The organism is Corynebacterium glaucum (assembly GCF_002287505.1).
In the GTDB taxonomy this organism is placed as follows: Bacteria; Actinomycetota; Actinomycetes; order Mycobacteriales; family Mycobacteriaceae; genus Corynebacterium; species Corynebacterium glaucum.
The window spans coordinates 2,222,824-2,246,750 of sequence record NZ_CP019688.1 but is presented as its reverse complement, the minus strand read 5'-3'; the positions used below and the strand labels follow the sequence as shown (position 1 = coordinate 2,246,750).

The following is a 23,927-nucleotide window of genomic DNA, read 5'->3' as shown; positions in this document are numbered from 1 at the left end:
AACCGACGCGTGAGGACCTAACTGCATGAGTACCGCTGTGCCCAACCAAGACCCGAACCCCGATGCATTCGATGCTGCCGCAGGGGAGGAGGCGAGCGCGGCCAAGCCGCGTCGGAACTGGATTCTCCCGGTAGCCCTTATTGCCGTCGCGGCGCTGTTCATTCTCTCGCTGGTCTTCATGCTCGGCGGCAAAGACTCCGACGAAGCCTCCGGCGACTTGACCACCTCCGAGCAGCAGGACGAAAGCACGGATGCTGAGGCGCCAGCTGAAGGCGGTTACGTCGACGATTCCGGCCAGCAGGAGCAGGAGCTCACCGCGTTCCCGACGACGGTTGACGATGTCGAGGAAATGACCTTGTCGCTCGGAGCAGACTCAGCACCCATCGACTTTGTGCAACTTACTGTCGACGGCACCTTGATCCCGCCGGAGGATGTCTCCCGACTGGGTTGGTACGTGGAGTCGGCTGTGCCTGGTTCCCAAGGCGGAGTTGGCTCCACCGTGATCACTGGACACGTGAACCACCAGACCCAGGGACAGGGCTTCGCATACAACTTCACGCAGCTGAACGTTGGGGACACCGTGACTATCGACGTTGACGGTCAGCCGGCGAAGTACAAGGTGACCAAGGCACCGTTCCGGGTGGCTAAGGGTGAGGATATGCCGGCCGAGGTGAACGACACCAGCGGTGAGAACATGCTGGTGTTGATTACCTGCGGCGGTGAATTTGTAGGTGGAGCACTGGGCTACGCCGACAATATTTTTGTGATAGCAGAGCCCGCGTAGCCCACTTGACGTGGAGTTTCAGGCAACTTCCGGTGACACGCCGAAGAAAAGTGGCTGCCTTAACCCCCATAGAAATCATAAGGGATCTACAATGTTGCTCGTAGGCTCTATCCAGCTTGAGTCTCGCAGCGATTGTAGCTGTGCGGAGTCTTGCAGGTATTCACAAATTTCCTGAAAGGGTTTCAATGTTCAAGAACTTCTCCCGCCGCCAGGGCACCGCAATCGCCGCAGCAGCTGTCTCCGCAGCGCTGCTCGCGCCGTCTATCTCTCCGGTCGCAGACGCGCAGGACCAGGGCTCCGCAAAGAACGAGGGCAGCAGCAGCCTGTCTACCGTTGTTGTTCCGGGTTCCTCCGAGGGCGAGAACAAGGGCTCATCCATTAAGCGCAATGAGGAGGACGGCTCCTCCATCTTTACGCCGGCAAACCCGACCAGCTACGCTCGCCCGTCCGACAAGGATGTCACCAAGCGCGTCGAGGGTGACAAGAACGTGGACGGCGAGAAGTGTGCGGGCTACATCATCGGCTATGGCATCCCGCTCGCAGCGCTGGTGCCGTTCGCACTTGCTTCTCAGCTCGGCCTGGGTGGTCTGGCTTCCATCAACGAGCAGTTCAACCAGCAGATCCGCGACGCTAACACCCAGCTGCAGCGCCAGGCTGGCATTCTCAACGAGGATCTGGCTCGCCAGGTTCAGGCCGTGGACAGTGCCCTGGAGAACTACGGCTTGAACCTCACCTCCGCAATCGTCGGCTTGGCAACCACCGCTGCCGCAATTGCAGCAGCTGCATCCATCATCAGCGCTTGCACCCCGCCGGCTGAGGGCGGCTCCTCGATCCGCGACATCAAGACAAAGAAGACCACCACCCCGGCGGCGACTATCTCTGCCTCCGAGAGCCCCTCCAGCGAGTCCTCGTCGTCGTCCTCTTCTGAGACCACCTCCGCCTCGGAGTCCTCCCCCGCCGAGCCGACCGCTTCGGAGAAGAAGAACTAAGACTCCGGTGGCGCAGGCTTTCTCGGAGGCCTGACCGAGCTCTGAAGCTCCGCGACCCCCGCGCCTGTGCGACGACCTCGCACCGGAGCGGGGGTTCGCGCCTTGATATGCGATACTTCCTATCTATGAGCCAACAACCCAACCGGCACGTCCACGTGCTCGGCTCCGGCCCGCTCGCCGAAGAGCTCGCAGCGGCCTACCGGCACCTCGGCTGGTCGCCGACCCTCGGCCGCGCCCCGCACGCGCAGCCCAACCTCTTTGCAGTTGCCGACGACTTGCTCAACACATCGGATCTCGAGGCGCTGGAGTCTTCGGGGGCGGAGGTCGTGCCGTCGATAAGCACCTGTTCCGTGACCTTCGACCGTGATGCCTTGCGCACTACTGCTGCCGATGAGCTGGGGTTGCCGACCCTGACCCATGAGCTGGCCCGGACGGCTGAGGAGCTACCGGCGTTTGCGGAGCGGATTGGGTACCCGCTGGTGGTGAAGCCGCGGCGCGGCAGGGGGCAGCTGGTGGTGCGCGACGCGGAAGAGCTGGCGAACGCGCCGGTGCTCAAGCCGTTTCCGGCGCACGGCGTGGTGGTCGAGCGCTTCATCGAGTTCGACTACGAGCTGACGATTCTCACTGCGCGCTCGGTGGATCCGGCGACGGGGGAGCTGGCGACGTGGTTCTGTGAGCCGATTGGGACTCGGCACGCGCGCGGCGACCTGGTGGAATGCTGGCAGCCAGCGCCGCTGCCGGACACGGTGCGCGACAACGCGCGCTCAATCGCGGCGCGTGTGACCAACGCACTGGAGTGCCGCGGCATCTATGCGATTGAGCTGTTTGTCGACGGCGAGGACGTCTACTTCTCCGCAGTGCTGCCGCTGCCCGGGCTCGACGGCATGCTCACTCGCGCCACGCAGCGGCTCGATCAGTTCGAGATCCACGCCCGCGCGACGCTGCACTTGCCAATCGACGTCACGCTGGTCTCGCCGGGCGCGAGCCAGATTGTGTACGGTGCCAACACCGATCCGGAGGCGCTTGCGCGCGCGATGTCCGTTGAGGAGACGGGTGTGCAGGTGCTTGGGCGGGATGTGCTGGTGCGCTCGACGGGCGAGAGCGTCGAGGAGGCCCGTGAGCGGGCTGCGCGCGCCGCAGACGAGCTGCGCTAGGCCGTGCGGCTCTAGCCTTTCGGAACCGCACCACGTGAGGTGCCTAGATGTGCGCTGGGTCTCCTTCTAGACCCCAACCTGGGCCGAGTTACACCGGTAGACTTGCCTAAGTACGAACCGCACCGCACCTACGAAAGGCGACCCCATGGCTGAAAGCAAGTCTTTGCTGATCACCTCTGTCAACCGCTCGCTTGACGGCATTGACATCACCGCTGTCGCGTCCCAGCTCGGGCTTGAACCGAAGCAGATTGAGGGCACCGAAATCGCCGAGGTTTACAACTCCGGCATCAACACCGGCGACGCCCTGTTCGTCGGCACCGGCGACTACAACTTCGATGCCGAAGTCGCCGCAGCATTCGGTGTGCCGGTGGTGCTGGTGGCTGATGATGAGCGTGCAGCGACCCTCGCGCAGCGCCGCGTTGAAGAGCTGGGCGGTACAGCCACGGTGGTCACGGGGCAGCAGCTTGGCGACGGGTCGTCGTTAAGCGTAGAGCTCGAGGCCGAGCCGGTGATGTCTGCGACCGTATTTGAGTCCTGGCTGATTGCCAAGGCGAAGGAGAACCACTCGCACATCGTGCTGCCGGAGGGTGAGGACGACCGCATCCTGCAGGCCGCGGATCAGCTGCTGCGCCAGGACGTTGCGGAGCTGACCATTCTGGGCGATGAGGCGGACATCAAGCGTCGAGCTGCTGACCTGGGCCTGGACCTGTCGAAAGCACACATCATTAACCACCTCGAGTCGGAGCTGCTCGAGGAGTTCGCCGCCGACTTCGCTGAGCTGCGCAAGAAGAAGGGCATCACCCTCGACGAGGCGCGCGAGACGATGAAGGACATCTCCTACTTCGCCACGATGATGGTGCACAAGGGTCTTGCCGACGGCATGGTGTCCGGCGCGGCCCACACCACGGCGCACACCATTAAGCCGTCCTTCCAAATCATTAAGACTGCGCCGGGCGCTTCCGTGGTCTCGTCGATCTTCCTCATGATCATGCGCGGGCGTCTGTGGGCGTTCGGCGACTGCGCGGTGAACCCGAACCCGACCGCCGAGCAGATCGGTGAGATCGCTGCGGTTTCTGCGCACACGGCGTCGCAGTTCGGCATCGATCCGAAGGTCGCCATCCTGTCCTACTCCACCGGCACCTCCGGTTCCGGTCCGGACGTGGACCGCGCGGTGCAGGCTGTCGAGGAGGCGAAGAAGGCCAAGCCGGACCTGGTCGTGGACGGCCCGCTGCAGTTTGATGCGGCATGCGACCCGGGCGTGGGCAAGAAGAAGGCCCCGGATTCCCCGGTCGCCGGTCAGGCCAACGTGTTCATCTTCCCGGACCTGGAGGCAGGCAACGCTGGCTACAAGATCGCGCAGCGCACCGGTAACGCCCTCGCCGTCGGCCCGGTTCTGCAGGGCTTGAACAAGCCGGTCAACGACCTGTCGCGCGGCGCGACCGTGCCGGACATTGTCAACACCGTCGCCATCACCGCGATCCAGGCGGGGGAGAAGTAAGCTTTATGCCCTACGTCCTAGTTATTAACTCCGGGTCGTCCTCGATCAAGTTCCAGATCGTCGACCCAACCGCTTCCGCCTCCGACGAGCCGTTCGTCTCCGGCCTTGTCGAGCAGATCGGTGAACCCTCCGGTCGCATCACCGTCAAGCACGCGGGGCAGAAGTACGTCGTGCAGAAGGAAGTTGCCACCCATGCGGTCGGTCTCGAGGAGACCTTCGCGCTTCTCGACGCCAAAGGTGTCGGACCAACCCAGCTGGACATCGTTGCCGCTGGTCACCGCGTGGTCCACGGCGGCATGGTGTTCTCCCAGCCGGAGCTGATCTCGGATCCGGTCGTCGAGATGATCCGTACGCTCATCCCGCTGGCGCCGTTGCACAACCCCGCCAACATCGACGGCATCGAGGTCGCGCGCAAACTGCTGCCGAACATTCCGCACGTGGCAGTGTTCGATACCGGCTTCTTCCGCGACCTGCCGCCGGCCGCCGCACTGTATGCCATCAACGCCGAGGTGGCGGAGAAGAACCTGGTGCGCCGCTACGGTTTCCACGGCACCTCGCACGAGTTCGTGTCCTCGCAAGTCCCGGCACTCATCGACCGCGATCCGTTGCACACCCGACAGATCGTGCTGCACCTGGGCAACGGCGCGTCTTGCTCTGCAGTGGAAAACGGCCACGCGATTGACACCTCGATGGGCCTGACACCGCTTGCCGGTCTGGTCATGGGTACGCGTTCCGGCGACATCGACCCGGGCATCATTTTCCACCTGTACCGCCAGGGCGGCATGAGCATCGACGAGATCGACAACCTGCTCAACCGCCAGTCCGGTGTGAAGGGCCTCTCCGGTGTCAACGACTTCCGCGAGTTGCGCACCATGATCGATAATGAGGACGAAAACGCCTGGCTGGCGTACAACGTCTACATCAACCAGCTGCGCCGCTTCATCGGTTCCTACATGATCGCGCTCGGCCGCGTCGATGCCATCACCTTCACCGCGGGTGTCGGCGAGAACGACAAGCACGTGCGCGCAGACGCCCTGGACAACATGAGGATGTACGGCATCGAGATCGACCCGGAGAAGAACGACCTGCCTAACGATGGCCCGCGCATCATCTCCACCGACAACTCGACGACAAAGGTTCTGGTCGTGCCGACGAACGAGGAGCTCGCGATCGCGCAGAAGGCGGCGCGCTTGGCGTCCCAGATCCGCTAGCGCTCGTACCGGGGCGCGCGTCGGCCCCGCTGCGCCTCACCCCGGCGTCAAACCCGGATAACAGCAACAAACCCGGATAGTTCCAGTCCCTTACGCGTGAACTTCCATACGTAAGGCCGCGCAACTATCCGGGTTTGCGTCTGCAAGCCGCTTCGACTGCCGGGGCGCCGGGTCGTGACGGGGTGGGTTAGAACCAGGTGGCGGGGCGAACCTTGTTCGCCATGTCCACCAGCGCGTACCGGTGGCGCGGGTACGGAGCGACGCGGGCCTGCTCGCGCAGGGTGATCGCCAGGCCGCGGCGAAGTCCGCGCACGTTGAAGGGGTACTCGAAGAGCGGTTTGTGCGACGCAGCGCCGTAGACCCTGTTCTGGCGGAGGAACGTCAGCGCAGCGCGCAGCACGAAGATCTTCACCTGCAAGAACCTGGGCTCGGTGGACGGGATCTCCTCCAAGCGACGCGCCGCGCGGCGGATACGAGCCTCGGTCAGGTCCTGCGCCACCAGGCACAATATCGCCGTGAGCTGCGCCATCCGGTGGTGGCGCGAGGACTGCGGAACGCGATCCAGCGCAGCGACGGCCAACTCTACCTCGCCTTCGTTCATCAACTGCCTAGCCAGCCCGAACGCCGACGACACCGTCGTCGGATTGGCCAACCACACCAGCGAATACAGGCGCATGGCGTGAAAGCGCAGCATGGCGGGGTTGTCGGCAACCATCGACCATTCGTCGTCCAGTACGCCGGCTGCGACGAGATCCTGGAACACCCGCGAAGGAATGTCGTCCAGAGACGTTCGGATGCCGGCACAGGCGCGGGCCAGGTCGTCGTCAAGCAATTGCTCCTCCCTGAGACCTGCTTGCTGGAGCAAGAGCTCATCGACGGCCGCGATGGCGAGCTTGGGCGCTGCCTCGCCGGGGAGGATGCCCAGGACGCGGGAGAAGTCGCGCTGAGCTTGCGCAAAGTCGCCGAGGAGAAGGTTGACCACGCCGAAGTACCAGAAGAAACGCCAGTTCTCGCCGTATTTTTCGTCGAGCGAGCCGAGCCACGAGCGCGCCTGCGAGGTGAGACCGAGGTCGAGCATGGTGCGCACGACAGCGAACGGGATCTCCATCGATTCTTTGTATTGCGGCGTGCGCATCGCCTGGCGCAGCGTCTCCAGGGTCTCCTGGGGCTCGGCATACGAGGATCCTTGGAGCATCGCGGCGCCGACGTCGTGGCGGTTGATCAGCGGCGACGGCAGCGCGGCGACGACTTCCTGCGGGGTGATTTCGACGGTGCGGGTGATGCCATCGATGAGCTGGTCGGTGCGAAACACCAGGTGCTTTGTGCCGAACGTCGTACGCTGCGGCGAGAAAAGCGAGTGCTGCGCGGGGTAGGTCTTGCCGTCGCGCACCGCGATGAGTTCGCGCAGCACACCGAGAAGCTGCAGCTCAAGCGCCTTTGCTGAGTGGAAGCGGAGCGCGGGATCTTTGTGGCAGCAGCGCGCGATGACGCGGTAGAGCGAGATGTAGCGGCGAAACATTGGCTCGGTGCTCGGGGTGGGAATGCCCGGGTCGTAGACGCCGTCGGAAGTCGGGAGGTCGATGATCAGCGCCGCGAGTGTGCGCCCTACGGTGTAAATGTCGGATTCGATCGTCGGGCCCTCCGTGGCCACCTCTGGCGCTTGGAAGCCGCGAGTGCCATAGATAAAGCCGAATGCACCGATGCCGGACACCGCGCCCAGGTCGATCAGCTTCACCTGGTCCTCGGTCACAATGATGTTGTCCGGCTTCAGGTCGTTGTACACCACGCCGCGCGAGTGCAGGTACCCCAGCGCCGGCAGCACCTCCAGGATGTACGCAATCGCAATGTCGGGTTCCAGGAGGTGTCCGGGTGCAGCCTTGCGCGCTTCGCGTAACGACGGCCCGCCCACGTACTCCATCACTATGAATCCGCCTGGCACGCGTGGGTCGTCGATGAAGTTGAAGATCTTCACGATGCCGGGGTGGGTGATGTCCGCGAGGAACTCGCGCTCCGCCGCCGCAGCAGCCGCCTCGTCCGGGTTGTCGGTGGAGTGCAGACCCTTCAGCACCACCACGCGTCCGGCCACGTAGTGGTCCTGCGCCAGGTAGATCCAGCCCATGCCGCCGTGGGCGATCACGCCAAGAATCTCGTACTGTCCCGCGACGACATCGCCGGGGTGCAGGGCGGGGGCGGGGATCCCCTTCTGCACCACCGCAGCGGTCGGGTCGTGCAACGCCTCTTTCGGCTCGGCGGGCTGCACCCAGGGCAGCTCCACCATGCCATCGGCAACCATCCGGCTCGCGCGGCGCGTGCCACGCCGCTCGCGGAAGGTATCCAGGGCTTGGAGCCTGGAGCGTTGCGACGTCTCCTCGCGACCGCCTCCGCGCCGCAACTTCTCGAGGTCCTTGAGTAGGCCCGCCATGTCGCCGAGTTCGGCGTAGGCGGCGTCGCTGATGCCGGAATCCTCGTCGTCTTCGTCGACCGCTTCGTCATCGTCCTCCGCGAACGGGTCGAAAGCTACGGCTTCGGTGTCCGGTTCCTCCTGCGAAAAGCCGCCGTCGTCGCCGGCATCATCATCGTCAGCATCATCATCGTCAGCATCATCATCATCGTCGACGAACGGGTCGTAGAGCACCGCTTCGGTGGGATCGGGGCCGGAATCAGGGCCCCTGTCTTCGCTGGTTCCGCGCTCGATCGCCATCTAGCTCGCCTCCTCTGTCGCTGTTTCGGTTTCCGATTCGGTCGTTGACTCAGTAGGCGACTCAGTAGGCGCTTCAGACGTTGCTTCGGCTGAGACGTCGCGGTACATGCGGCGCGGCAGCCAGGCGTTGGAAAGCGAATTGCCCAACCACTGCCTGTAGAGCCTGCTCCAGGTGCCGTCACGGCTGACGCGTTCAATGGTGTAATTGACTTGGCGCACAAGATCATCATGACCCTTCGGAACGCCGACGGCGTAGAGCTGTTCGGCGAGTGGGTCGGAGAAGATCTGGGCGAGCGGATCTTGGGCGACCATGCCGGCGAGCACGGCATCGTCGCCAATTACCGCATCGGCTTGAAACTGCTGGGTGGCCATGAGGCAATCCGACCAGCTGCGGGTGCGTAGGACGTGCGATTCTGGCATCTCCGCTCGCACGAGGTTGACCAGGTTCGTTCCGTCGACCACGCAGATGGTTCGGTCGCGCAGGTCGTCGACGCTCGCAATGCCACGGTCGCGCGGGGCAAGCACGCGCACGTGGGAGGTGAGGTAGGGCGTGGAGAAGTCGACCAGTTCGGCGCGCTCCGGGGTAATGGTCATCGTGCGGATGACAATGTCGACGTCCCCGGCGCGAAGCGTTTCGGCGCGGGCGGAAGGTTCCACGAAGCGGAAGTCCACCTTCGCGGCGGCGGCCTTGAGCTCGTCTGCTGTCGCGTCGTCGGGCGCGAAGATGTCCTTGGCAACCTCGCGGGCGAGGTCGACTTCGAAACCCCGCAAGTCGCCCTGGGTGGGTTCGCGGTAGGAGAGCAGGTACTGCGACTGGTCCACGCCGACGATGATGCGGCCGCGGTCGCGAATGCGCTGCATGTGCGGACCCTCGCGGTCCTCCTCCGAGCCGGGAGGAAGCGAGCCGGGCCACTCCCAGCTGCCGTCTCCGCCAGTGAAGTTACCTTCAGGCGGGATTCCGGGCGGGTCGAGTTCAGAGCCGGGCGGCTGCGGGGCGACGCGGTAGGTCAGCGGCGGATCTTCTACGGGGAGCGGCGGCGGGCTCGCGGCGCAGCCGGCGAGGGTACAACCGGCGAGCGCGCTCCCGACCAGCGCGCGTTTCAGCGCTGCGCCGCGCATCAGAAGTACTCCCCAAGCCGGCGGCGAATGCCCACCCAAATGCACGCCACCGCGAGCAGTGTCAGCACAGCGACGGCGGTAGAGACCAGCCGAGTCGCATCCAGTGAGGCAGTGATATAAATGCGGGTGTTCTCCCGCGACTCATTGATCAAGTGCTGCAGGTCCTGGTCCAGCTGCGCGAAAGCTTCCGCCGAGCCGGGACGGGCGTTGAGGATGTCGGTGGCGGCTTCAAAGCGGCCGTCGACAAGCGCTGCGGAAAGCTCGTTGTGCCCGGCTGCCCACTCGTCGAGGGCCCGGCGCGCGGAGAGCAGCTCTGGAGGCGCCCCGGAGACCTCCTCGAACGCGTCGAGTGCCTCGGAGACGTTCTTGTAGGTCAGGTCGAAGGACTGTGCGGAACGGGTCAAGGAGCGGCGCGATAGGAGGGCGAGCGTTTCGTCGGTACGCGATTCCTGCGCCTGAATGCGGGCGTCGGTGAGCTGCTCCCAGGGGCGAGCGGCCTGGTTGAAACCCACGACACCGGACTGCCACGACTGGAAGTTGGACACACCCGCCCACACGATGGCCACCACGATGCACAGCGTCGCGGCCACGAACCCGCGGTTCAACCGCCGCCGGAACACACGCCAGAGCCACCACTGCGCCGCCGCGAGCAACACCAGCGCCGCAATGAGACCGCTGATGGGCACCCACTGCGGGGAACTCAGCCGCTTCACCTCGGCGGCGACTTCCTGCTGCGTCACCGAAGACAACCGGTCCGCGCTGCGCAGCATCTGCTCGCGCATGACGGTGCTCGCCTCCGTCATGTACGCCACGCCCACCGGGTTGCCCAGGCGCTGGTTCACCTTCGCGCGCTCCATCAGCGCCGTGTACACGGGCAGGTCGCGCAGGATCTCGGTGACGTAGCCCGTGATCTCGCCCTCCTGGGCCACGCCGAAGCCGCTGCCGCTGTCCATCGACTCCGCGACCACCGCGCCCTCGTAGATGTCCGCAGCCGTCACCGCCGCGCGGTCAATTGAAGCCATGTAGAGCGCCAACTGCTCCCGCGAGAGCAGCCCCGGTTGCGCAAAACCCGACGTCGCCACCGTGTCCGCAGACGACAGGGAGCTGTACAGCAGGTGCGCCGAGTGGCTCATCGGCTCAGTAGCCGTGGTCAGCGTGTCCAGCGCGCGCTGGCGGGACCCCATCGACTGGCTCATGGAAAACCCAGCGGCGAGCAACGCAATCGTCAACACCATCATCATGGCGATAATCTGCCCCGGCGTCGATGCCATGAACACCGACGTCCTGCGCGCCATCCGCGCCGGGCCGGTGAACGTGTCCTGCAACATTTGCCAGGTCGTGCGGCGCTCCGGCTGGCCCTCGATGGTGTCGAGCCGATCGAGCCATTCGTCGTCAAGCGATGGCTCGGGGGCGCGCTCGCTCAACTGCTGAACCATTCCCCAAGAATATCCAATCTGTGCGAAAGTGGGGGTATGCTCGGCGATGGAAACGGATGGGTGCACGGCGCAGGCGGCGCGAAGTATTGGGGGCTCTACGGCGCAGCGGGGTTGTTCCTACAAGCGGGCGGCACCGTGCTCATGCAGCACCGCGCGTGGTGGACGGCGCAGGGCGGCACCTGGGGGATTCCGGGCGGCGCGCGCGACAGCCACGAAACCGCAGCTGAGGCAGCAATTCGGGAGACGGTGGAAGAGTGCGGCATCGACCCTGCGCTTGTCGAGGTCCGCGGCGAGCTGCTGACCACCGAGCGGGACGGCTGGAACTACACCACCGTGCTCGCGCACACGAGCGGCGGCGAGCAGATCCCGCTTGAGGCCAACGAGGAAAGCGAGGAGCTTCGTTGGGTTCCCCTGGACAACTTGCGTGAGTTGCCGCTCCACCCGGGGTTCGCCGCGTCGCTTGATGCGGTGCTGAGGCATACTGTCACACATGATTGAAGTACAAGGTCTGACCAAGCGCTACGGCGCCGTCACGGCCGTCGATGACCTCACATTCACCGTCCCACCTGGCCGCGTCACCGGCTTCCTCGGCCCCAACGGCGCAGGCAAATCCACCACGATGCGCATGATCGTCGGGTTGGACAAGCCCACAGCAGGGCAATCGCTTATCGACGGCTCGGCCTACGCCAACCTGGACAAACCAGCGCAAACCGTTGGAGCGCTGTTGGACGCGAAGGGGGTCCACCCAAACCGCTCCGCGCGGGCGTCGCTGTTGTGGCAGGCGCAGGCGGCCGGGCTGCCAAAGTCGCGCGTCGACGAGGTGCTGGCGCTGGTCGGGTTGTCGGATGTGGCTGGCAAGCGCGTCGGCGGGTTCTCGCTGGGCATGAACCAGCGCCTGGGTATTGCCGCGGCGCTTTTAGGTGATCCCGAGTACCTGATTCTGGATGAGCCCGTCAACGGCCTCGACCCCGAAGGCATTCGCTGGGTGCGCGGGCTGCTTCGCGCCCTTGCCGCCGAGGGCCGCACCGTGCTCGTGTCCTCGCACCTGCTTGCCGAGATGGCGCAGACCGCCGACCACCTCATCGTCATCGGCCGCGGCCGCCTGGTCGCCGACACCTCCGTCGCGGACTTCATCCGCGGCAACTCGCGCGTGACCACCGTCGTGCGCCCCGCGGGCGACAACCTGCCTGCGCTGGAAGAGGCGCTACGCCGCGGGCTAGAAGGCGCCGGCAACGCTGGTGCTGGTGTCACGCGTTCCGTCGACGCAGACGGCCGCCCCGTACTCGAGGTTGCCGACGTCAGCTCCGACGAGGTCGGCGCACTCGCGTTCCACGCTGGCGTGCAGCTCGCGGAGCTCACCGAGCGCCGCGCCTCCCTCGAGGAGGCATACATGCAGTCCACCGAAGGCCACACGCAGTACGCCGCGGGCTCCGCGCCGGTTGCCCAGCCATCCGCCGGCCGCCACGCCGCACAGCCGTCCCAGCCCAACTCCCCGGAGGTGCCGAATGCTTAACCAATTCCCCGCCGAATGGACCAAGCTGCGCTCCACCGCGTCGTTCTGGTGGACCACCGGCCTCATCATCGCGTTCGGCGCCTTGTTCGGTGCCCTCTTCGGCTGGTCGGCTCGCCTGAGCAACCAGCTCTACGTCCCCACGCTGGTGGTGGCCGTGGTCGCGCTCACCACGATCATCATCGTGATCGTGCAGCAATCGATGATCGTGACCACGGAGTACCGCTATGGAATCCAGGCCACGAACTTCCGGTTGCGGCCGAAGCGCTGGGAAGTGGCCGTCGTCAAGCTTTTGCTCGGAGCCTTGATTGTGGCTGTGGCCTCGGTGATTGCTGTGGTGGCTGGGTTTGTTCTCGGTGACCTGATCGCGCCGGTCGCTGCCGATTGGAAGACGGGCGAGGCGACGCAGCGTGCGCTGTGGGCGGTGCCGCTGGGGATGGTGCTGCTGACCCTGTTTGTGCAGGGTGTGGGGTGGCTGACGCGCAACACGACGGCGTCGGTGGTGATCGGTCTGGGCATGATGTTTGTGATTGAGACCATCGTGGCGCTGCTGCCGAAAATTGGGCAGGACGTGGTGAAATACATGCCGTTTAGCAACTTGATGGGCTTTATGAACAACCAGGCCGCTGAGGGGATGACCGTTTGGCAGTCGCTGGGCATCTTTGCGGCGTGGGCCGTGGTGGTGTGGGTGCTTGGCGTCGTGTCGCTGACCGTGCGCGACGCGTAGGGGGTTGGTAGCCTCCCTCGCGGGGGAGGCACATGGAAACAGACAAACTGGGGGGACTGTTACTGGGCCGGAAGAGCGCTGCGCAGCATACGTGTGTGCAGCTCACCGCGTCCAAGTACGTTCTGGAAGATGAATGGTATGCGCTGCAGCGCCATGAAAAATCAGCGTTGCGGTGCTACGCCGTGGGGATCACCGGCAGGAAGTCTGTCCTTATAGGGCGGTCTGCTGGTTGCTTGAACGGGTTATGGATTCTGAGCAATGAGACGGCGTCGGTGGAGTTGGCGATGCCGAGTGGCAATCCGCCGCCGCGTTCGCAGTGGCCGGATGGCGTTTTGTACAGGTATGTGCGGCTTCTGGAAAGTGACATCACCACGGTCGGCGCGCACGGGGAAGTGCGGGTGACAACGCCGATCCGCTCCGCTATCGATATCGCGCGGTTTCACTCGCCGCGCGACGGTGTCGTGGCGATGGACAGTCTGTTCGCTGGTCTTACGCTTGGACAACAGCGTGCAAAGTGGAAAGAAGTCCATGACCACTTGAAACGCATGGCGGGGCACAAGTACATCGGCCGAGCGCACGACGCGTTCGATTTGAGCATTCATCTCTCCGAGTCGGCGTACGAGTCGCTGTTCCGGGTCATCCTCGCTGAGCACGGCATCGCGGTTGAAGTGCAGAAATGGATCGGGCCGTTTCGGGTGGATCTTCTGTGGGGGCAGTTGGCCATCGAGATCGACGGTGCGAGCAAGTATCAAGATGTTGCGAAGGGGACAGTGGTCAAGCAGCTGCAACGCGAGAACTTCATCAAAGAACAGGGGTATGAAGTGATCAGGTTGTTCCCGTCAGAGATTCTGCGTAACGAGTCCGATTGCGTGGCTCGTGTTCGGGAGGCCAAGGCGCGAGCCGATCTTCGTGGCGCGCCGGGGCGGCCTGCCGGAGACGAACGATGGGAGCCGGAAGGTGGTTGGGGCTTCCGGGGCGATTAGGCCGGCGTTCGGGTCGGGTTTCAGGCCTGGTCTCGCTTCAGGCCTGGTCTCGATTCAGGCCTGGTCTCGCTCGGGACGTCCAGCTGTTGCTGGGAGCTTTGAGGCCAAACCCGGACAATAGCCGCAAACCCGGATATCTGGGGGGCATTATGTGTGACATGTTGTACGTAAGGGGCGGTAGATATCCGGGTTTGTGGCTATTGTCCGGGTTTGCGGATGGATGGTTAGGTCTGCCGGGCTTGCGGGTGGGAGTCATGTGTCGGAAGTGGATGGAGGGGTTAGTGGGGCGGGTGTGAATTTGCCCAGCGGGGGGGTGAGGGTGGCGGCAGCGGGAGCGGAGCGGCAAGGGCGGGGGCGGGGCGCTACTGCACGGCGGAGGTCAGCTTCATCACGTTGTCGACGTAGCGGCGGTACCAGGGGCGGCGGTCCCACACTTCCAACGTCAGTTCGCGCGAGACGGAGAGGTAGTTCTCCGCCAGCTCGAAGAGCCGCGGCAGGAGCGAACCGCCCGCGATGAACAGCGAACTTTCGTAGTTCAGCGAGAAGGAACGAATGTCCATGTTGGAGGATCCGACGACGCCGACCGCGGCGTCGGAACCCGGATCTGCCAGTGCGAACTTGGTGTGCAGCACGTACGGTGCCGAAAACTCCCAGATGTGTACGCCCGCCTGCAACAGCTGCTGGTAATACGCCGACTGCGCGTGCTGCACCATGAACTGGTCCGCCTTCTCGCCAACCAACAGGTCCACCCGTACGCCGCGGTAGCAGGCAGAGGTGATGGCCTCCAAAAGCGAGTCTTCCGGCACGAAGTACGGCGAGCACAGCACCAAGTGGTCGCGGGTGTGGTGGATCATTGCGTTGAACATCCGCAGGTTCGGCTCGGTTAAAAATCCGGGCCCAGATGGGACGAGCTGGACGACGTTGACGTCCAAAGCACTAGCGTCGTCAATCTGCTCCGGCGGTGTGAGTTCCATGACCTCGCCGGATTCCGTGAACCAGTCGACGGCGAACATGGACTCGATGGAGGTGACCACCGGCCCGGAGAGCTCCACAAACGCGTCGACCCACTGGCGCCCGTGGCGCACGTGGCCGGGCATCAGGTAGCCGCGGTCGATGAGGTTGAACGAGCCGATCATCGCGACTTCACCGTCGAACACGATCACTTTGCGGTGATTGCGCAGGTCAGGGCGGCGCCATCGGCCGCGCAGCGGATCCAGCGGCAGCATCATGTGCCAGTCCACGCCGATCTCGGTCAAACGCCGCTTCAAGCGCCGGAACCCGGGGTACTTCTGCGACCCAATGTGGTCAAAGAGCAACCGCACGTGCACCCCGCGCGCCACCGCCCGCTCCATCGCCTCGAACACCGGCGCCGTAGTGTCGTCCCAGGCCACCGCGTAGATTTCGATGTCGACGCTGCTGACGGAGCCGTCGATAAGCTGTGCAATCCTGCGCATGGTGAGGTCGTAGTCTGTCCACAGGTACGGCGCGTGCGCGTAGAGCGCGGGGTAGCCGGTGAGTGCCCGGTTGAGCCGCACAAGCGACGCCGTCTCCGCGGGAAGTTCGGCGGGATAGTCGCTGATTTCGCCGTGGACGTTGTTCAACGCGTCATTGGCGTGATTTTGGATGCGGTGGCGCCGCCGCGAGATCAGCTTTGACCCCATAAGCAGGTACAACGGCAGCCCCACGATGGGTAGCAGCAGAATCAGCAGCAGCCACGCGTTCGCCTCGGACGGTTTGCGGTTGCCCGGCACGATGCCGATCATGACGAATTTGATGGCGTAATCGACCACCATCAGCGCCAGCTGCCACCACGACAGGTCCAGGGTCAGGGTCATCGGACTTGGTCGAGCTCCAGCGTCCGCGTGTCAAAATCGGCGATCACCGGCGCGTGGTCGGAGGCGCCTTTGCCTTGGCGTTCTTCCACGTCCACCCAGGCGTCGATAAGCTTTGTGTGCATTGGCTCTGTGGCCAGCAGAAAGTCGATGAGCATGCCCTGATTCTTCTGGAACCGCATGGATTTGTAGTCCCAGAAGCTGAAGCGGTCATCGTGCGTGACCTCGGTCAGCCCGGCCTCGAGCAGCATTTGCCACGCCGCGCGCTCCGGTTCGGTCACGTGCGTTTTGCCCTCGAACCAGCCGATGTCCCAAACATCCTCATCGCGCGGGGCAATGTTGAAGTCGCCGCACAGGAGCCTGCTTGTCGACGCCTCGACCACACCGCACAGGCTGTACAAGAACTGTAGTTTGTAGTCGTAATGTGGGTCGCCGATCTCCCGGCCATTGGGCACGTACAGGCTCCAAATGTTCACGCCGCCGCAGGTCGCACCCACCGCGCGCGCCTCGCGGACCGGGTCGCCGCTTTTGCTAAACGACGGCTGGCGCGCGAACTCTTCACGCACATCCTCAAGCCCCACCCGCGATGCAATGGCGACGCCGTTCCACTGGTTGGTTCCCACATGCGCGACCTCGTAGCCGGCGGCTTCGAAAGTGGCGTAGGGGAATTTCGCGTCGGCCACCTTGGTTTCCTGCATGCACAGCACGTCGATGTCAGTGCGCTCCAGGAACGCGGCGATGCGCTCGGCGCGCGTGCGCACCGAGTTGACGTTCCAAGTGGCAACTCGCATGGTGAACAGACTAGCCGAAACGTCTTTAGCGCAAGCGTGCGTAGCGGTGGCGATGGTGTTCGACGAAGCCGAGCTTCTCGTACAGCCCGATGCCGGCGGCGTTCGAGGCGCGCACCTGCAGGTACGCGTTGTCCGCGCCCTGCTGCGTGCCCCAGGCCAGCACAGCTTTGCCCAGACGCGTGCCCAATCCTTGGCGGCGGTACTCGGGCGCGACCTCCACCGCCGAGTAGCCGAGCCAGTTGCGGCCGTCGTCGGAGGCGGTGATGGTCGCACGCGTGACTGCGATGGTGCGGCCGTCGAGCGTGAGGCGCGCGAAGCCGATCTGGCCGTCGATGCGTTGCGCGAGGTCCCGCACCGCGCCCTCGGGCAGCGCCTGGCCGCGGTAGTGGTACATGGCCAGCCAGTCCGCGTCGGGTGCTGTGTCGACGCGGACGTCGACGCGGACGTCGGGGTCTGGCGCGCCGCCGCCTGCGCCGCCGCTTTCGCCTGCGCCCATCTCACCCAGCTCCGCGCTCATCACCACGATCTCCTCGCCGAGCTCCCAGCGCTCGGGGGCGGCTTCGATCAGTCGCAGCGCCGGCTTGCCGATGCGCTCCGGTACCAGCAGCTGCACCGGCATGTCGTGCTCGCGGTAAAACGCCTCGATCGCGTCGAGCGGCACAACACCGAATCCTGCGGAGTGGCCGATCGGGGTCGCGCTATTGGAGCGTTCGGCGATTTCGGCGCCGGCGCGGAGCAGCCATCCGTCGATAAGCAATTGCTCTTGACCTGGGAACGCGCGGGCGGTGGCGGCTTCGATCGCGCGGATGTCGGAGTTGCGGACGGTGCGGGGCGAGAGGCGCTTCATCACGTGGTATTCGCCGATGTCGACCAGCTCGTCGCCGCGGCGCACGAGAAGCGGGGAGACGGATTCGACGATGCCGATGACGTCACTGGCCAGCTCGCCTCGCACGCGACGCACGACGACGCGGTCGCCGACAGAAACCGGGTCGGAGCGGAAAATCCGCGACATGCTGCGCGGGGCCCTAGTGTCCGAACGGGTCCGGGTCCGTGCCCGGCAGCCAGGTGTTGCCGGCCTCGGTCCAGCCGTTATCGCGGATCGCGCGCTTGGCTTCCTTCTTGTAGCGGCCCGTGAGCACGTCGGTGTAGACGTAGCCGTCGAGGTGGCCGACCTCATGCTGCAGGCAGCGCGCGAAGAAACCAGTGCCCTCGATCTCGATCTGCTTGCCGTTCTCGTCCAACCCGGTGACCTTCGCCCAGTCCGCGCGGCCGGTGGGCCAACCCTCGCCCGGGACCGAGAGGCAACCCTCGTCGTCCTCGCCGTCGTCGCGCGGCATGGTCTTCGGGATCTCGCTGGTCTCCAGCACGGGATTGATCACGGTGCCGCGGCGCATCTCCTCGCCGTCCGGGCAGTGGTAGACGAACAGCCGCAGCGGGACGCCGACTTGGTTCGCGGCAAGGCCAACGCCGTGTGCGGCGTCCATGGTCTCGTGCATGTCGGCGATGAGCTCTTGTAGCTCCGCAACCGACTGCGTCACTTCCTTTGTGGGCGCGTGCAGGACGGGGTCGCCGTAAATCACGATTGGTCTAATGGTCATGCTGTATATATTAGGCATGCTTTCCCAGACCGATATCGCCGTCCTCGACTTCGCCGCCCACGCTCCGCGTTCGCTCGGCGCGCGGGAGGAAGCGATTCAGCGGGAACTTGGGATCACCCCCGTGCGCTACTACCAGCGGCTCAACGCCCTGCTCGACTCACCCGATGCGCTCGAGTCAAGCCCCCAGTTGGTTCGCCGTTTGCAAAGGCTTCGCGACGCCTCGTTCAACGGCGCGTCGTAAACCCTCAACTGTGACTTGAGACTAATGTCTCGCGTGTGACTACTAAGTACAACTTCGGCAACCCCGGCGACCGCGGTGACCACGGGGATGATGGCCGCCTCGAGCCGCACGACGCCTACCCGGTCGACGCCGATGAAGCCGATCAGTTCGATGACGCGGCCGACTACGTCGAGTTCGAAGATGTCGACGACTACCGTGGCGCCCACCGTCGCGACGCCGACGAGGAGTACGAAGACTACGGCGAATACGACGAGTACGCCGATGGTTACGGTGAATACGCTGACGACGACAACACCTCCGTTATCCCCGCTGCCGCTGGTGCGGCGGCAGCTGGTGCCGCGGGCACCGCAGCTGCGACGCGAGGTAAGCGTGGGGATGGAGAAGTGCGTGGAAAGGGGCGTCGACAAGCGAAAAGCTCTACTGGCTCGAGCGCCGTTGCTGCTGATGGGGTGCCCAAGCGCGGGCTTGCGATGATCCTGATCGCGGTGGCGGCGTTGCTGCTGCTGTGGGGCATTTACGCGATGACGCAGAACCGCGGTGCGGACAACGACGCGGCGCCGGCGAGCACCGAGGCCACGACCGCGGCGACTGAGACGGTTGCCAACACCGGCGCGCCGGGGGCGGGTTCAAATTCGGGTGCGGATGCTGGTGCGGGGGCTGGCCAGACCGGCGCGCAGGATCCGAACGCGACCGCGGCTGACGGCGCGAACCCGCAAGATCCGAACGCACCGCGCGCAGACGACCCGAACGCGCCGGCACCGGCTCCCGCTGCCCCGGCAGCGGACGGTGCGGCGCTCACCGCAGCCGACGCTGAGGTGTTCGTGTTCAACAACTCCGGAGTGCCGAATGCGGCTTCCGATACCGCAGCGCGTCTGGACTCGCAGTTCAACGTGGCCAACAACTCGCCCGACCCAGCGACGATGAACATGCCGGAGCAGCAATACGGTGTGTTCCCGGAGACCACCGTGTTCTTCGACCCGCAGGTTCCGGGTGCGGAGCAGGTTGCGGCAGACATCGCGCAGCAAGTCGGTGGCGTCCCGCGCGCGAACAACGATCTCCCGCAGGGCGCGACCGGGCTGCCGGAGCCGGCGGCCGGAAACCGGAACGCGATCACCGTCGTCCTCACCAGGTAGCGCCTGGCGCACCGCCGTCGCCGGAATACAAATCCGGTGCGAGACCTACGCCGCGGACCCCAGCCAATACACTTACCCACCATGGCAATGGATCCGTTCCGCGATTTCGCCCGCTCTACCGACAACACCCTCGGCGTGGAGTGGGAGGTCGGCGTCCTTGACCCGGAAACGCTCGACCTCGTGCCCAGGGCGGCAGACGTGATCGACGAAGTCGTAGCAAAGCATCCCGACACGCACCTCGAGCGCGAGTTCCTCCAGAACACCATCGAGCTGGTGACCCCCGTGTGCGCGAACACCCGCGAGGCCGTCGACGCGCTGCAGCGCGACCTGACGCGGATCCAAGACGTCGCAAAGCGCCAGAACCTGCTGCTTTGGGCCGGTGGCGGCCACCCGTTCACCGACTTCCGCGAGCAGGCGCTGAGCCCGAAGATCACCTACGAGGAGATCATCAACCGCACCCAGTACTGGGGCAAACAAATGCTCTTGTGGGGCATTCACTGCCACATCGGCATCAGCCACGAGGATAAAGTCTGGCCGATCATCAACGCGATCATGACGAAGTACCCGCACCTGCTCGCCCTTTCCGCATCCAGCCCCGGCTGGGAGGGCCTGGACACCGGCTACGCGTCCAACCGCACCATGCTCTACCAGCAACTTCCCACCGCGGGTATGCCGTACCAGTTCCAAAACTGGGACGAGTGGGTCGGCTTTATGCACGACCAACAAACCTCCGGCGTGATCAACCACACCGGCTCGATGCACTTCGACGTCCGCCCCGCCGCGAAATGGGGCACGATCGAGGTCCGCATCTCCGACGCTACCTCCAACCTGCGCGAACTCGCCGCCATCGTCGCGCTCACCCACTGCCTGGTCGTGCACTACGACCGCATGCTCGAAGCCGGCGAGCCGCTCCCCACCCTCCAGCCGTGGCACGTCGCGGAAAACAAGTGGCGCGGCGCGCGCTACGGCCTCGAAGCAGTCGTCATCACCAGCAGGGCCACAGACGAGCGGTGGGTGTCGGAAGAGCTTTCATTGCTTGTCGACGAGCTCTTGCCCATCGCCCAGGACCTCGACTGCGTCGAGGAACTGCGGCTGGTTGAGGACATCCTGGAGCGTGGCGCGGGATACCAGCGGCAGCGCCGGATTTATGAGGAAACGGGGGACTGGCGCGCCGTCGTCAAGAGCTCTGTGCAAGAGATGACTGAGCTGACCTGGTAACTAACCGGGTAAATAACCGGGTAACTAAACATCCTTGCCGGACTTCCCTGCCTTCTGGGTCTTGGTGGCATCGCTGGTGGGGTTGACGCGGCCTGGGTGGTAGGTGGCTGGGCGCTCGTTGACCGTGAGGTCTTCCTCCGGGCCGTAGAGGCCCTCCATACGGGCGACGCGGCCGAGGCGCTGCGCGGTGACCGGGTTGGTCATCAGCGCGAAGATGACCAACAGGACCATCATGCCGATGTCGCCGCGTTCGTAGACGCTGAAATCCGGTGCGCCGACGAGGCGGATCATGGTGCCGGTGATCATGAGCAGCAGACCGGTGGTCTGCGGTTTCGTGATCGCGTGGACGCGCGCAAGAGTGGACTTGAAGCGCACGGTGCCCACCGCCGCGGAGAAGACCATGAACGCGCCAGGGAGGATGAAGATGAGCGAGATGATGTCGGTGATCACAGCGAACCATCCCGCTTCCTGAAACGCGCGACGGAGAGCGAAGAGATGAATCCGAGCAGCGCGATCACGATCATCACGTTGACCACGGTGGTGTCCAGTGTCCAACAGATGTAGAGCGCGAGCGCGCATTGCAGGGAGGCCGTGATGGCGTCGTTGCCCAGCACGCGGTCCATGGAATCCGGTCCGACTATCACGCGCCAGGCGAGTATGACGAACCCCACGGCAATCAGCACGGCCGCGACGCCGAGGAAGATGTTGTACACGGTGGCGTCCATCGCTTACCTCCTACCTTCGAAAATCTCGATCATCTGGCGCTCCAGTGTCTGCACGTTGCGGATTTCTTTTTGCACCGCGGCCTCGTCGCGCGCGTCGAGGATGTGGATGGTCCACTCACGGTTGGCGATGTCGATGTCGGTGACGGAGCCGCCCGGCTGCAGGTTGTACGCACAGGTGGCCAGGTAGAGGACCAGTTCCGACGACACGCGCATCGGCACCCGGACGATGGCGTTCGGCGGCGGCTCCTGACGACGCAGCGCGAGCCACGCCACCTTCGCCGATGCCACCAATAGGTCTCGGACCCAGATGAAGATAAAGGCGACGAGTTTGCCCCAGTGCACTTTCGTATCCTGGCGCGGCACTTCCGGCAGTGGCAGCAGCACCACGAGGAGGACCGCGAGCGCGACGCCAGCCGCGAGGTTTCCCCAGCTCAGCTCGCCCATCAGCAGGATCCACATCAGTGTGAGCCAAACGACGAACGGCCCACGGAAGCGATTCTTGAATCCGTGCAGCATCACTGGTCACCGCCTTCGCCGTTGACTGGGACCGGCACCTGTTCGGTGGTCACACCGGTGGTTTGCGGTGCCTGCTCCTCACCGAGTGTCTTGCGCTGCTCCAGCGAATCGTAGCCACCGGCGCCGGATGACGGTTTAGCGAACTCCTCCGGCCGCCGGGTCGGGTTGTCCAGGTCACCGTCGAGTACCGCGTCGCGGTAGATCGCTTGGTCCTGGGTGGACTGTGCGGCGCGGTCGGTGATGTCCGAGATCGGGCCAGCGAGCACGGTCATGGATAGCGACGTGGTCACCAGCAGCGCGGTGGACATGATCATGCCCACCGGGATGCGGCCCGGGTCTTGGCGCTCGGCGACGGTGGTCGTGGCGTAGCGGTCCGCCAAGGTGGATGGTCGCGCCATGGCGACATCGCCTTCGGGGGCGTCGTTGCGGTCGCGCAGGAACGCTTTCGACCAGACCAGGATCATTGCGTAGAGCGTGAGCAGAGAGGTGACCACGGCGCCGATAATGAGTACCCACGCCAGCCAGGAGCCGTCCTCCGCACCTGCCTGGATAAGCATGATCTTGCCCAGGAATCCGGAGAACGGCGGGATGCCGCCGAGGTTTAGCGCCGGGATGATGTAGAGGATCGCGATCAAGGGTGCGGTGTACATCAGCGAGCCCAAGCGGCGCAGCTGCGCCGAGCCAGCCTGGCGCTCCACCAGGCCGACCACGAGGAAAAGCGAGGTTTGCACCAAAATGTGGTGCACTGCGTAGAAAATCGCGCCGGACAGCCCGGCGACGGAGCCGAGCGCGATGCCGAAGATCATGTAGCCGATGTGGCTGACCAGGGTGAACGACAGCAAACGTTTGATGTCATTTTGGGCGAGCGCGCCCATCACGCCGACGATCATGGTGAGCAACGCAACCCACATCAAAAGCGTATCCAGCGAGCCATCGGTGAACACGGTGGAGCGCATTCGGATGATCGCGTACACGCCGACCTTGGTCAACAGGCCCGCAAAGACGGCCGTCACCAGTGAGGCCGCGGTGGGGTAGCTGTCCGGCAGCCAGGCATCGAGCGGGAAGATCGCCGCCTTGATGCCGAACGCCACGAGCAAGGTAGCGAAGATCGCAGCCCGGGTGCCCTGCGGGATCTCCTCCATCCGGATGCCTACCTGCGCCATGTTCACCGTGCCTACCGCGGAGTAGATCATCGCAAGGGCGAAGATGAACACCATCGAGGATGCGATGGAAACCATCACGTACCCGATGCCGGCGCGCACACGGCCCGGGGAGGCACCCATGGTCAGCAGCACATAGGAGGCGACGAGGAAGACTTCGAAGCCCACGTAAAGGTTGAACAGGTCGCCTGCGAGGAAGGACAGGTTCACGCCCATGCACAGCAGCATGTAGATCGGCAGGAACACCGCGACGGGGTCATCTTCATCGCCGTCGCGAACACCTTGGGAAATGCCGTACCACATCACTGCGAACAGGACGATGGATGAGACGAACAGCATGATCGTCGATAAGCGATCGCTCACAAGCGTGATGCCGATAGGTGCGTCCCAACCGCCCATCTGCACGGTCTGGATGCCGTGGATGTCCACGGCGATGATCATCGTGGCGGAGATGACGGCGAGCGCGAAGAGCGTGAACAGTGCGATGGTGCGCTGGGTACGCAGGTGGCGCCCGGAGATCAGGATGAGGCCGGCGGCTGCGGCGGGCAGGATCAGCGGCATGACCGTGAGGTACGGCATCGCGACTAGCGCGGTGTCCGCG

Annotated in this window: 23 protein-coding genes; 12 read left to right on the top strand and 11 right to left on the bottom strand. The window is 64.6% G+C overall.

The features are described from left to right. Window positions 1-25: 25 nt before the first annotated feature. The 5 genes from CGLAU_RS10940 to CGLAU_RS10920 all read left to right on the top strand — a co-directional run bounded on the left by CGLAU_RS10940 (window position 26) and on the right by CGLAU_RS10920 (window position 5,636). Window positions 26-784 (top strand): class F sortase, encoded by a 759-nt coding sequence (locus tag CGLAU_RS10940; protein WP_232507112.1) that lies wholly within the window; start codon window positions 26-28, stop codon window positions 782-784. 185 nt (window positions 785-969) lie between these two features. Continuing rightward, complete coding sequence (locus tag CGLAU_RS10935; protein WP_095660730.1) at window positions 970-1,773, top strand: hypothetical protein; 804 nt, start codon at window positions 970-972, stop codon at window positions 1,771-1,773. Between the two features lie 125 nt (window positions 1,774-1,898). Beyond that, on the top strand, window positions 1,899-2,927 hold the full coding sequence (locus tag CGLAU_RS10930) for an ATP-grasp domain-containing protein (RefSeq protein WP_095660729.1): 1,029 nt from the start codon (window positions 1,899-1,901) through the stop codon (window positions 2,925-2,927). A gap of 145 nt (window positions 2,928-3,072) precedes the next feature. After that, window positions 3,073-4,425 (top strand): phosphate acetyltransferase, encoded by a 1,353-nt coding sequence (pta, locus tag CGLAU_RS10925; protein WP_095660728.1) that lies wholly within the window; start codon window positions 3,073-3,075, stop codon window positions 4,423-4,425. Window positions 4,426-4,430: 5 nt separating this feature from the next. Continuing rightward, window positions 4,431-5,636: an acetate kinase gene (locus CGLAU_RS10920; RefSeq protein WP_095660727.1), complete on the top strand. Its 1,206-nt coding sequence runs from the start codon at window positions 4,431-4,433 to the stop codon at window positions 5,634-5,636. Between the two features lie 187 nt (window positions 5,637-5,823). Here CGLAU_RS10920 and CGLAU_RS10915 read toward each other — a convergent pair whose 3' ends face one another. From CGLAU_RS10915 to CGLAU_RS10905, 3 genes are read right to left on the bottom strand one after another with little or no spacing between them, the layout of a single operon-like run. After that, window positions 5,824-8,337 (bottom strand): serine/threonine protein kinase, encoded by a 2,514-nt coding sequence (locus tag CGLAU_RS10915; RefSeq protein ID WP_095660726.1) that lies wholly within the window; start codon window positions 8,335-8,337, stop codon window positions 5,824-5,826. Then, complete coding sequence (locus CGLAU_RS10910; protein ID WP_095660725.1) at window positions 8,338-9,456, bottom strand: glutamate ABC transporter substrate-binding protein; 1,119 nt, start codon at window positions 9,454-9,456, stop codon at window positions 8,338-8,340. It abuts the gene before it with no gap. After that, window positions 9,456-10,892 carry a hypothetical protein gene (locus CGLAU_RS10905; RefSeq protein ID WP_095660724.1) on the bottom strand — a complete coding sequence of 479 codons (1,437 nt, stop codon included), beginning with the start codon at window positions 10,890-10,892 and terminating at the stop codon, window positions 9,456-9,458. The genes CGLAU_RS10910 and CGLAU_RS10905 overlap by 1 nt, the downstream gene beginning before the upstream one ends. A 36-nt stretch (window positions 10,893-10,928) precedes the next feature. Here CGLAU_RS10905 and CGLAU_RS10900 point away from each other — a divergent pair, with 36 nt between their 5' ends. The 4 genes from CGLAU_RS10900 to CGLAU_RS10885 are packed head-to-tail and all read left to right on the top strand — an operon-like array spanning window position 10,929 to window position 14,112. After that, the gene (locus CGLAU_RS10900) at window positions 10,929-11,390 is read left to right on the top strand and encodes an NUDIX domain-containing protein (protein ID WP_095660723.1); all 462 of its coding nucleotides are present in this window, start codon (window positions 10,929-10,931) and stop codon (window positions 11,388-11,390) included. Further along, on the top strand, window positions 11,383-12,405 hold the full coding sequence (locus tag CGLAU_RS10895; RefSeq protein ID WP_095660722.1) for an ABC transporter ATP-binding protein: 1,023 nt from the start codon (window positions 11,383-11,385) through the stop codon (window positions 12,403-12,405). Before CGLAU_RS10900 ends, CGLAU_RS10895 begins: the two co-directional genes overlap by 8 nt. Next, the gene (locus tag CGLAU_RS10890) at window positions 12,398-13,129 is read left to right on the top strand and encodes an ABC transporter permease (RefSeq protein WP_095660721.1); all 732 of its coding nucleotides are present in this window, start codon (window positions 12,398-12,400) and stop codon (window positions 13,127-13,129) included. The genes CGLAU_RS10895 and CGLAU_RS10890 overlap by 8 nt, the downstream gene beginning before the upstream one ends. 32 nt (window positions 13,130-13,161) lie before the next feature. Beyond that, window positions 13,162-14,112 carry a DUF559 domain-containing protein gene (locus tag CGLAU_RS10885; protein ID WP_095660720.1) on the top strand — a complete coding sequence of 317 codons (951 nt, stop codon included), beginning with the start codon at window positions 13,162-13,164 and terminating at the stop codon, window positions 14,110-14,112. A 362-nt stretch (window positions 14,113-14,474) separates the two neighbouring features. Here the strand turns inward: CGLAU_RS10885 and CGLAU_RS10880 are convergent, their stop codons facing one another. From CGLAU_RS10880 to CGLAU_RS10865, 4 genes are read right to left on the bottom strand one after another with little or no spacing between them, the layout of a single operon-like run. Further along, window positions 14,475-15,947: a phospholipase D-like domain-containing protein gene (locus CGLAU_RS10880; protein ID WP_095660719.1), complete on the bottom strand. Its 1,473-nt coding sequence runs from the start codon at window positions 15,945-15,947 to the stop codon at window positions 14,475-14,477. Further along, entirely contained in the window at window positions 15,944-16,735 is a 792-nt protein-coding gene (locus CGLAU_RS10875) for an exodeoxyribonuclease III (protein ID WP_095660718.1), read from the bottom strand. The genes CGLAU_RS10880 and CGLAU_RS10875 overlap by 4 nt, the downstream gene beginning before the upstream one ends. 25 nt (window positions 16,736-16,760) lie before the next feature. Continuing rightward, a complete protein-coding gene (locus CGLAU_RS10870; RefSeq protein ID WP_095660717.1) occupies window positions 16,761-17,747 on the bottom strand; it encodes an N-acetylglutamate synthase, CG3035 family in 987 nt (328 codons plus the stop codon). Window positions 17,748-17,760: 13 nt separating this feature from the next. Next, on the bottom strand, window positions 17,761-18,333 hold the full coding sequence (locus tag CGLAU_RS10865; protein WP_095660716.1) for a peptide deformylase: 573 nt from the start codon (window positions 18,331-18,333) through the stop codon (window positions 17,761-17,763). Between CGLAU_RS10865 and CGLAU_RS10860 the strand changes: the two genes are divergently transcribed. From CGLAU_RS10860 to CGLAU_RS10850, 3 genes are all read left to right on the top strand, one after another. Further along, entirely contained in the window at window positions 18,332-18,574 is a 243-nt protein-coding gene (locus CGLAU_RS10860) for a DUF3263 domain-containing protein (protein ID WP_095661185.1), read from the top strand. The two genes, CGLAU_RS10865 and CGLAU_RS10860, sit on opposite strands and share 2 nt — an antisense overlap. Window positions 18,575-18,609: 35 nt before the next feature. After that, a complete protein-coding gene (locus CGLAU_RS10855) occupies window positions 18,610-19,707 on the top strand; it encodes a LytR C-terminal domain-containing protein (protein ID WP_095660715.1) in 1,098 nt (365 codons plus the stop codon). A gap of 87 nt (window positions 19,708-19,794) precedes the next feature. Then, window positions 19,795-20,925, top strand: a complete 1,131-nt coding sequence (locus tag CGLAU_RS10850) for a glutamate--cysteine ligase (protein WP_095661184.1) — start codon at window positions 19,795-19,797, stop codon at window positions 20,923-20,925. Window positions 20,926-20,949: 24 nt separating this feature from the next. Here the strand turns inward: CGLAU_RS10850 and CGLAU_RS10845 are convergent, their stop codons facing one another. From CGLAU_RS10845 to CGLAU_RS10830, 4 genes are read right to left on the bottom strand one after another with little or no spacing between them, the layout of a single operon-like run. Further along, on the bottom strand, window positions 20,950-21,375 hold the full coding sequence (locus tag CGLAU_RS10845; protein WP_095660714.1) for a monovalent cation/H(+) antiporter subunit G: 426 nt from the start codon (window positions 21,373-21,375) through the stop codon (window positions 20,950-20,952). Continuing rightward, complete coding sequence (locus CGLAU_RS12540) at window positions 21,372-21,650, bottom strand: monovalent cation/H+ antiporter complex subunit F (protein WP_095660713.1); 279 nt, start codon at window positions 21,648-21,650, stop codon at window positions 21,372-21,374. The genes CGLAU_RS10845 and CGLAU_RS12540 overlap by 4 nt, the downstream gene beginning before the upstream one ends. A 3-nt stretch (window positions 21,651-21,653) precedes the next feature. After that, window positions 21,654-22,166, bottom strand: coding sequence for a Na+/H+ antiporter subunit E (locus tag CGLAU_RS10835; RefSeq protein ID WP_095660712.1), 513 nt, complete (start codon window positions 22,164-22,166; stop codon window positions 21,654-21,656). Next, entirely contained in the window at window positions 22,166-23,905 is a 1,740-nt protein-coding gene (locus CGLAU_RS10830; protein WP_095661183.1) for a Na+/H+ antiporter subunit D, read from the bottom strand. The genes CGLAU_RS10835 and CGLAU_RS10830 overlap by 1 nt, the downstream gene beginning before the upstream one ends. Between the last annotated feature and the right edge of the window lie 22 nt (window positions 23,906-23,927).

What these genes read in the sequence shown, in the direction of transcription:
- CGLAU_RS10940 (WP_232507112.1), top strand. Translation starts at nt 26, where the DNA reads ATGAGTACCGCTGTGCCCAACCAAGACCCGAACCCCGATGCATTCGAT.
- CGLAU_RS10935 (WP_095660730.1), top strand. Translation starts at nt 970, where the DNA reads ATGTTCAAGAACTTCTCCCGCCGCCAGGGCACCGCAATCGCCGCAGCA.
- CGLAU_RS10930 (WP_095660729.1), top strand. Translation starts at nt 1,899, where the DNA reads ATGAGCCAACAACCCAACCGGCACGTCCACGTGCTCGGCTCCGGCCCG.
- pta (WP_095660728.1), top strand. Translation starts at nt 3,073, where the DNA reads ATGGCTGAAAGCAAGTCTTTGCTGATCACCTCTGTCAACCGCTCGCTT.
- CGLAU_RS10920 (WP_095660727.1), top strand. Translation starts at nt 4,431, where the DNA reads ATGCCCTACGTCCTAGTTATTAACTCCGGGTCGTCCTCGATCAAGTTC.
- CGLAU_RS10915 (WP_095660726.1), bottom strand. Translation starts at nt 8,337, where the DNA reads ATGGCGATCGAGCGCGGAACCAGCGAAGACAGGGGCCCTGATTCCGGC.
- CGLAU_RS10910 (WP_095660725.1), bottom strand. Translation starts at nt 9,456, where the DNA reads ATGCGCGGCGCAGCGCTGAAACGCGCGCTGGTCGGGAGCGCGCTCGCC.
- CGLAU_RS10905 (WP_095660724.1), bottom strand. Translation starts at nt 10,892, where the DNA reads ATGGTTCAGCAGTTGAGCGAGCGCGCCCCCGAGCCATCGCTTGACGAC.
- CGLAU_RS10900 (WP_095660723.1), top strand. Translation starts at nt 10,929, where the DNA reads ATGCTCGGCGATGGAAACGGATGGGTGCACGGCGCAGGCGGCGCGAAG.
- CGLAU_RS10895 (WP_095660722.1), top strand. Translation starts at nt 11,383, where the DNA reads ATGATTGAAGTACAAGGTCTGACCAAGCGCTACGGCGCCGTCACGGCC.
- CGLAU_RS10890 (WP_095660721.1), top strand. Translation starts at nt 12,398, where the DNA reads ATGCTTAACCAATTCCCCGCCGAATGGACCAAGCTGCGCTCCACCGCG.
- CGLAU_RS10885 (WP_095660720.1), top strand. Translation starts at nt 13,162, where the DNA reads ATGGAAACAGACAAACTGGGGGGACTGTTACTGGGCCGGAAGAGCGCT.
- CGLAU_RS10880 (WP_095660719.1), bottom strand. Translation starts at nt 15,947, where the DNA reads ATGACCCTGACCCTGGACCTGTCGTGGTGGCAGCTGGCGCTGATGGTG.
- CGLAU_RS10875 (WP_095660718.1), bottom strand. Translation starts at nt 16,735, where the DNA reads ATGCGAGTTGCCACTTGGAACGTCAACTCGGTGCGCACGCGCGCCGAG.
- CGLAU_RS10870 (WP_095660717.1), bottom strand. Translation starts at nt 17,747, where the DNA reads ATGTCGCGGATTTTCCGCTCCGACCCGGTTTCTGTCGGCGACCGCGTC.
- CGLAU_RS10860 (WP_095661185.1), top strand. Translation starts at nt 18,332, where the DNA reads ATGCTGTATATATTAGGCATGCTTTCCCAGACCGATATCGCCGTCCTC.
- CGLAU_RS10865 (WP_095660716.1), bottom strand. Translation starts at nt 18,333, where the DNA reads ATGACCATTAGACCAATCGTGATTTACGGCGACCCCGTCCTGCACGCG.
- CGLAU_RS10850 (WP_095661184.1), top strand. Translation starts at nt 19,795, where the DNA reads ATGGATCCGTTCCGCGATTTCGCCCGCTCTACCGACAACACCCTCGGC.
- CGLAU_RS12540 (WP_095660713.1), bottom strand. Translation starts at nt 21,650, where the DNA reads ATGGACGCCACCGTGTACAACATCTTCCTCGGCGTCGCGGCCGTGCTG.
- CGLAU_RS10835 (WP_095660712.1), bottom strand. Translation starts at nt 22,166, where the DNA reads ATGCTGCACGGATTCAAGAATCGCTTCCGTGGGCCGTTCGTCGTTTGG.
- CGLAU_RS10830 (WP_095661183.1), bottom strand. Translation starts at nt 23,905, where the DNA reads ATGCCGTACCTCACGGTCATGCCGCTGATCCTGCCCGCCGCAGCCGCC.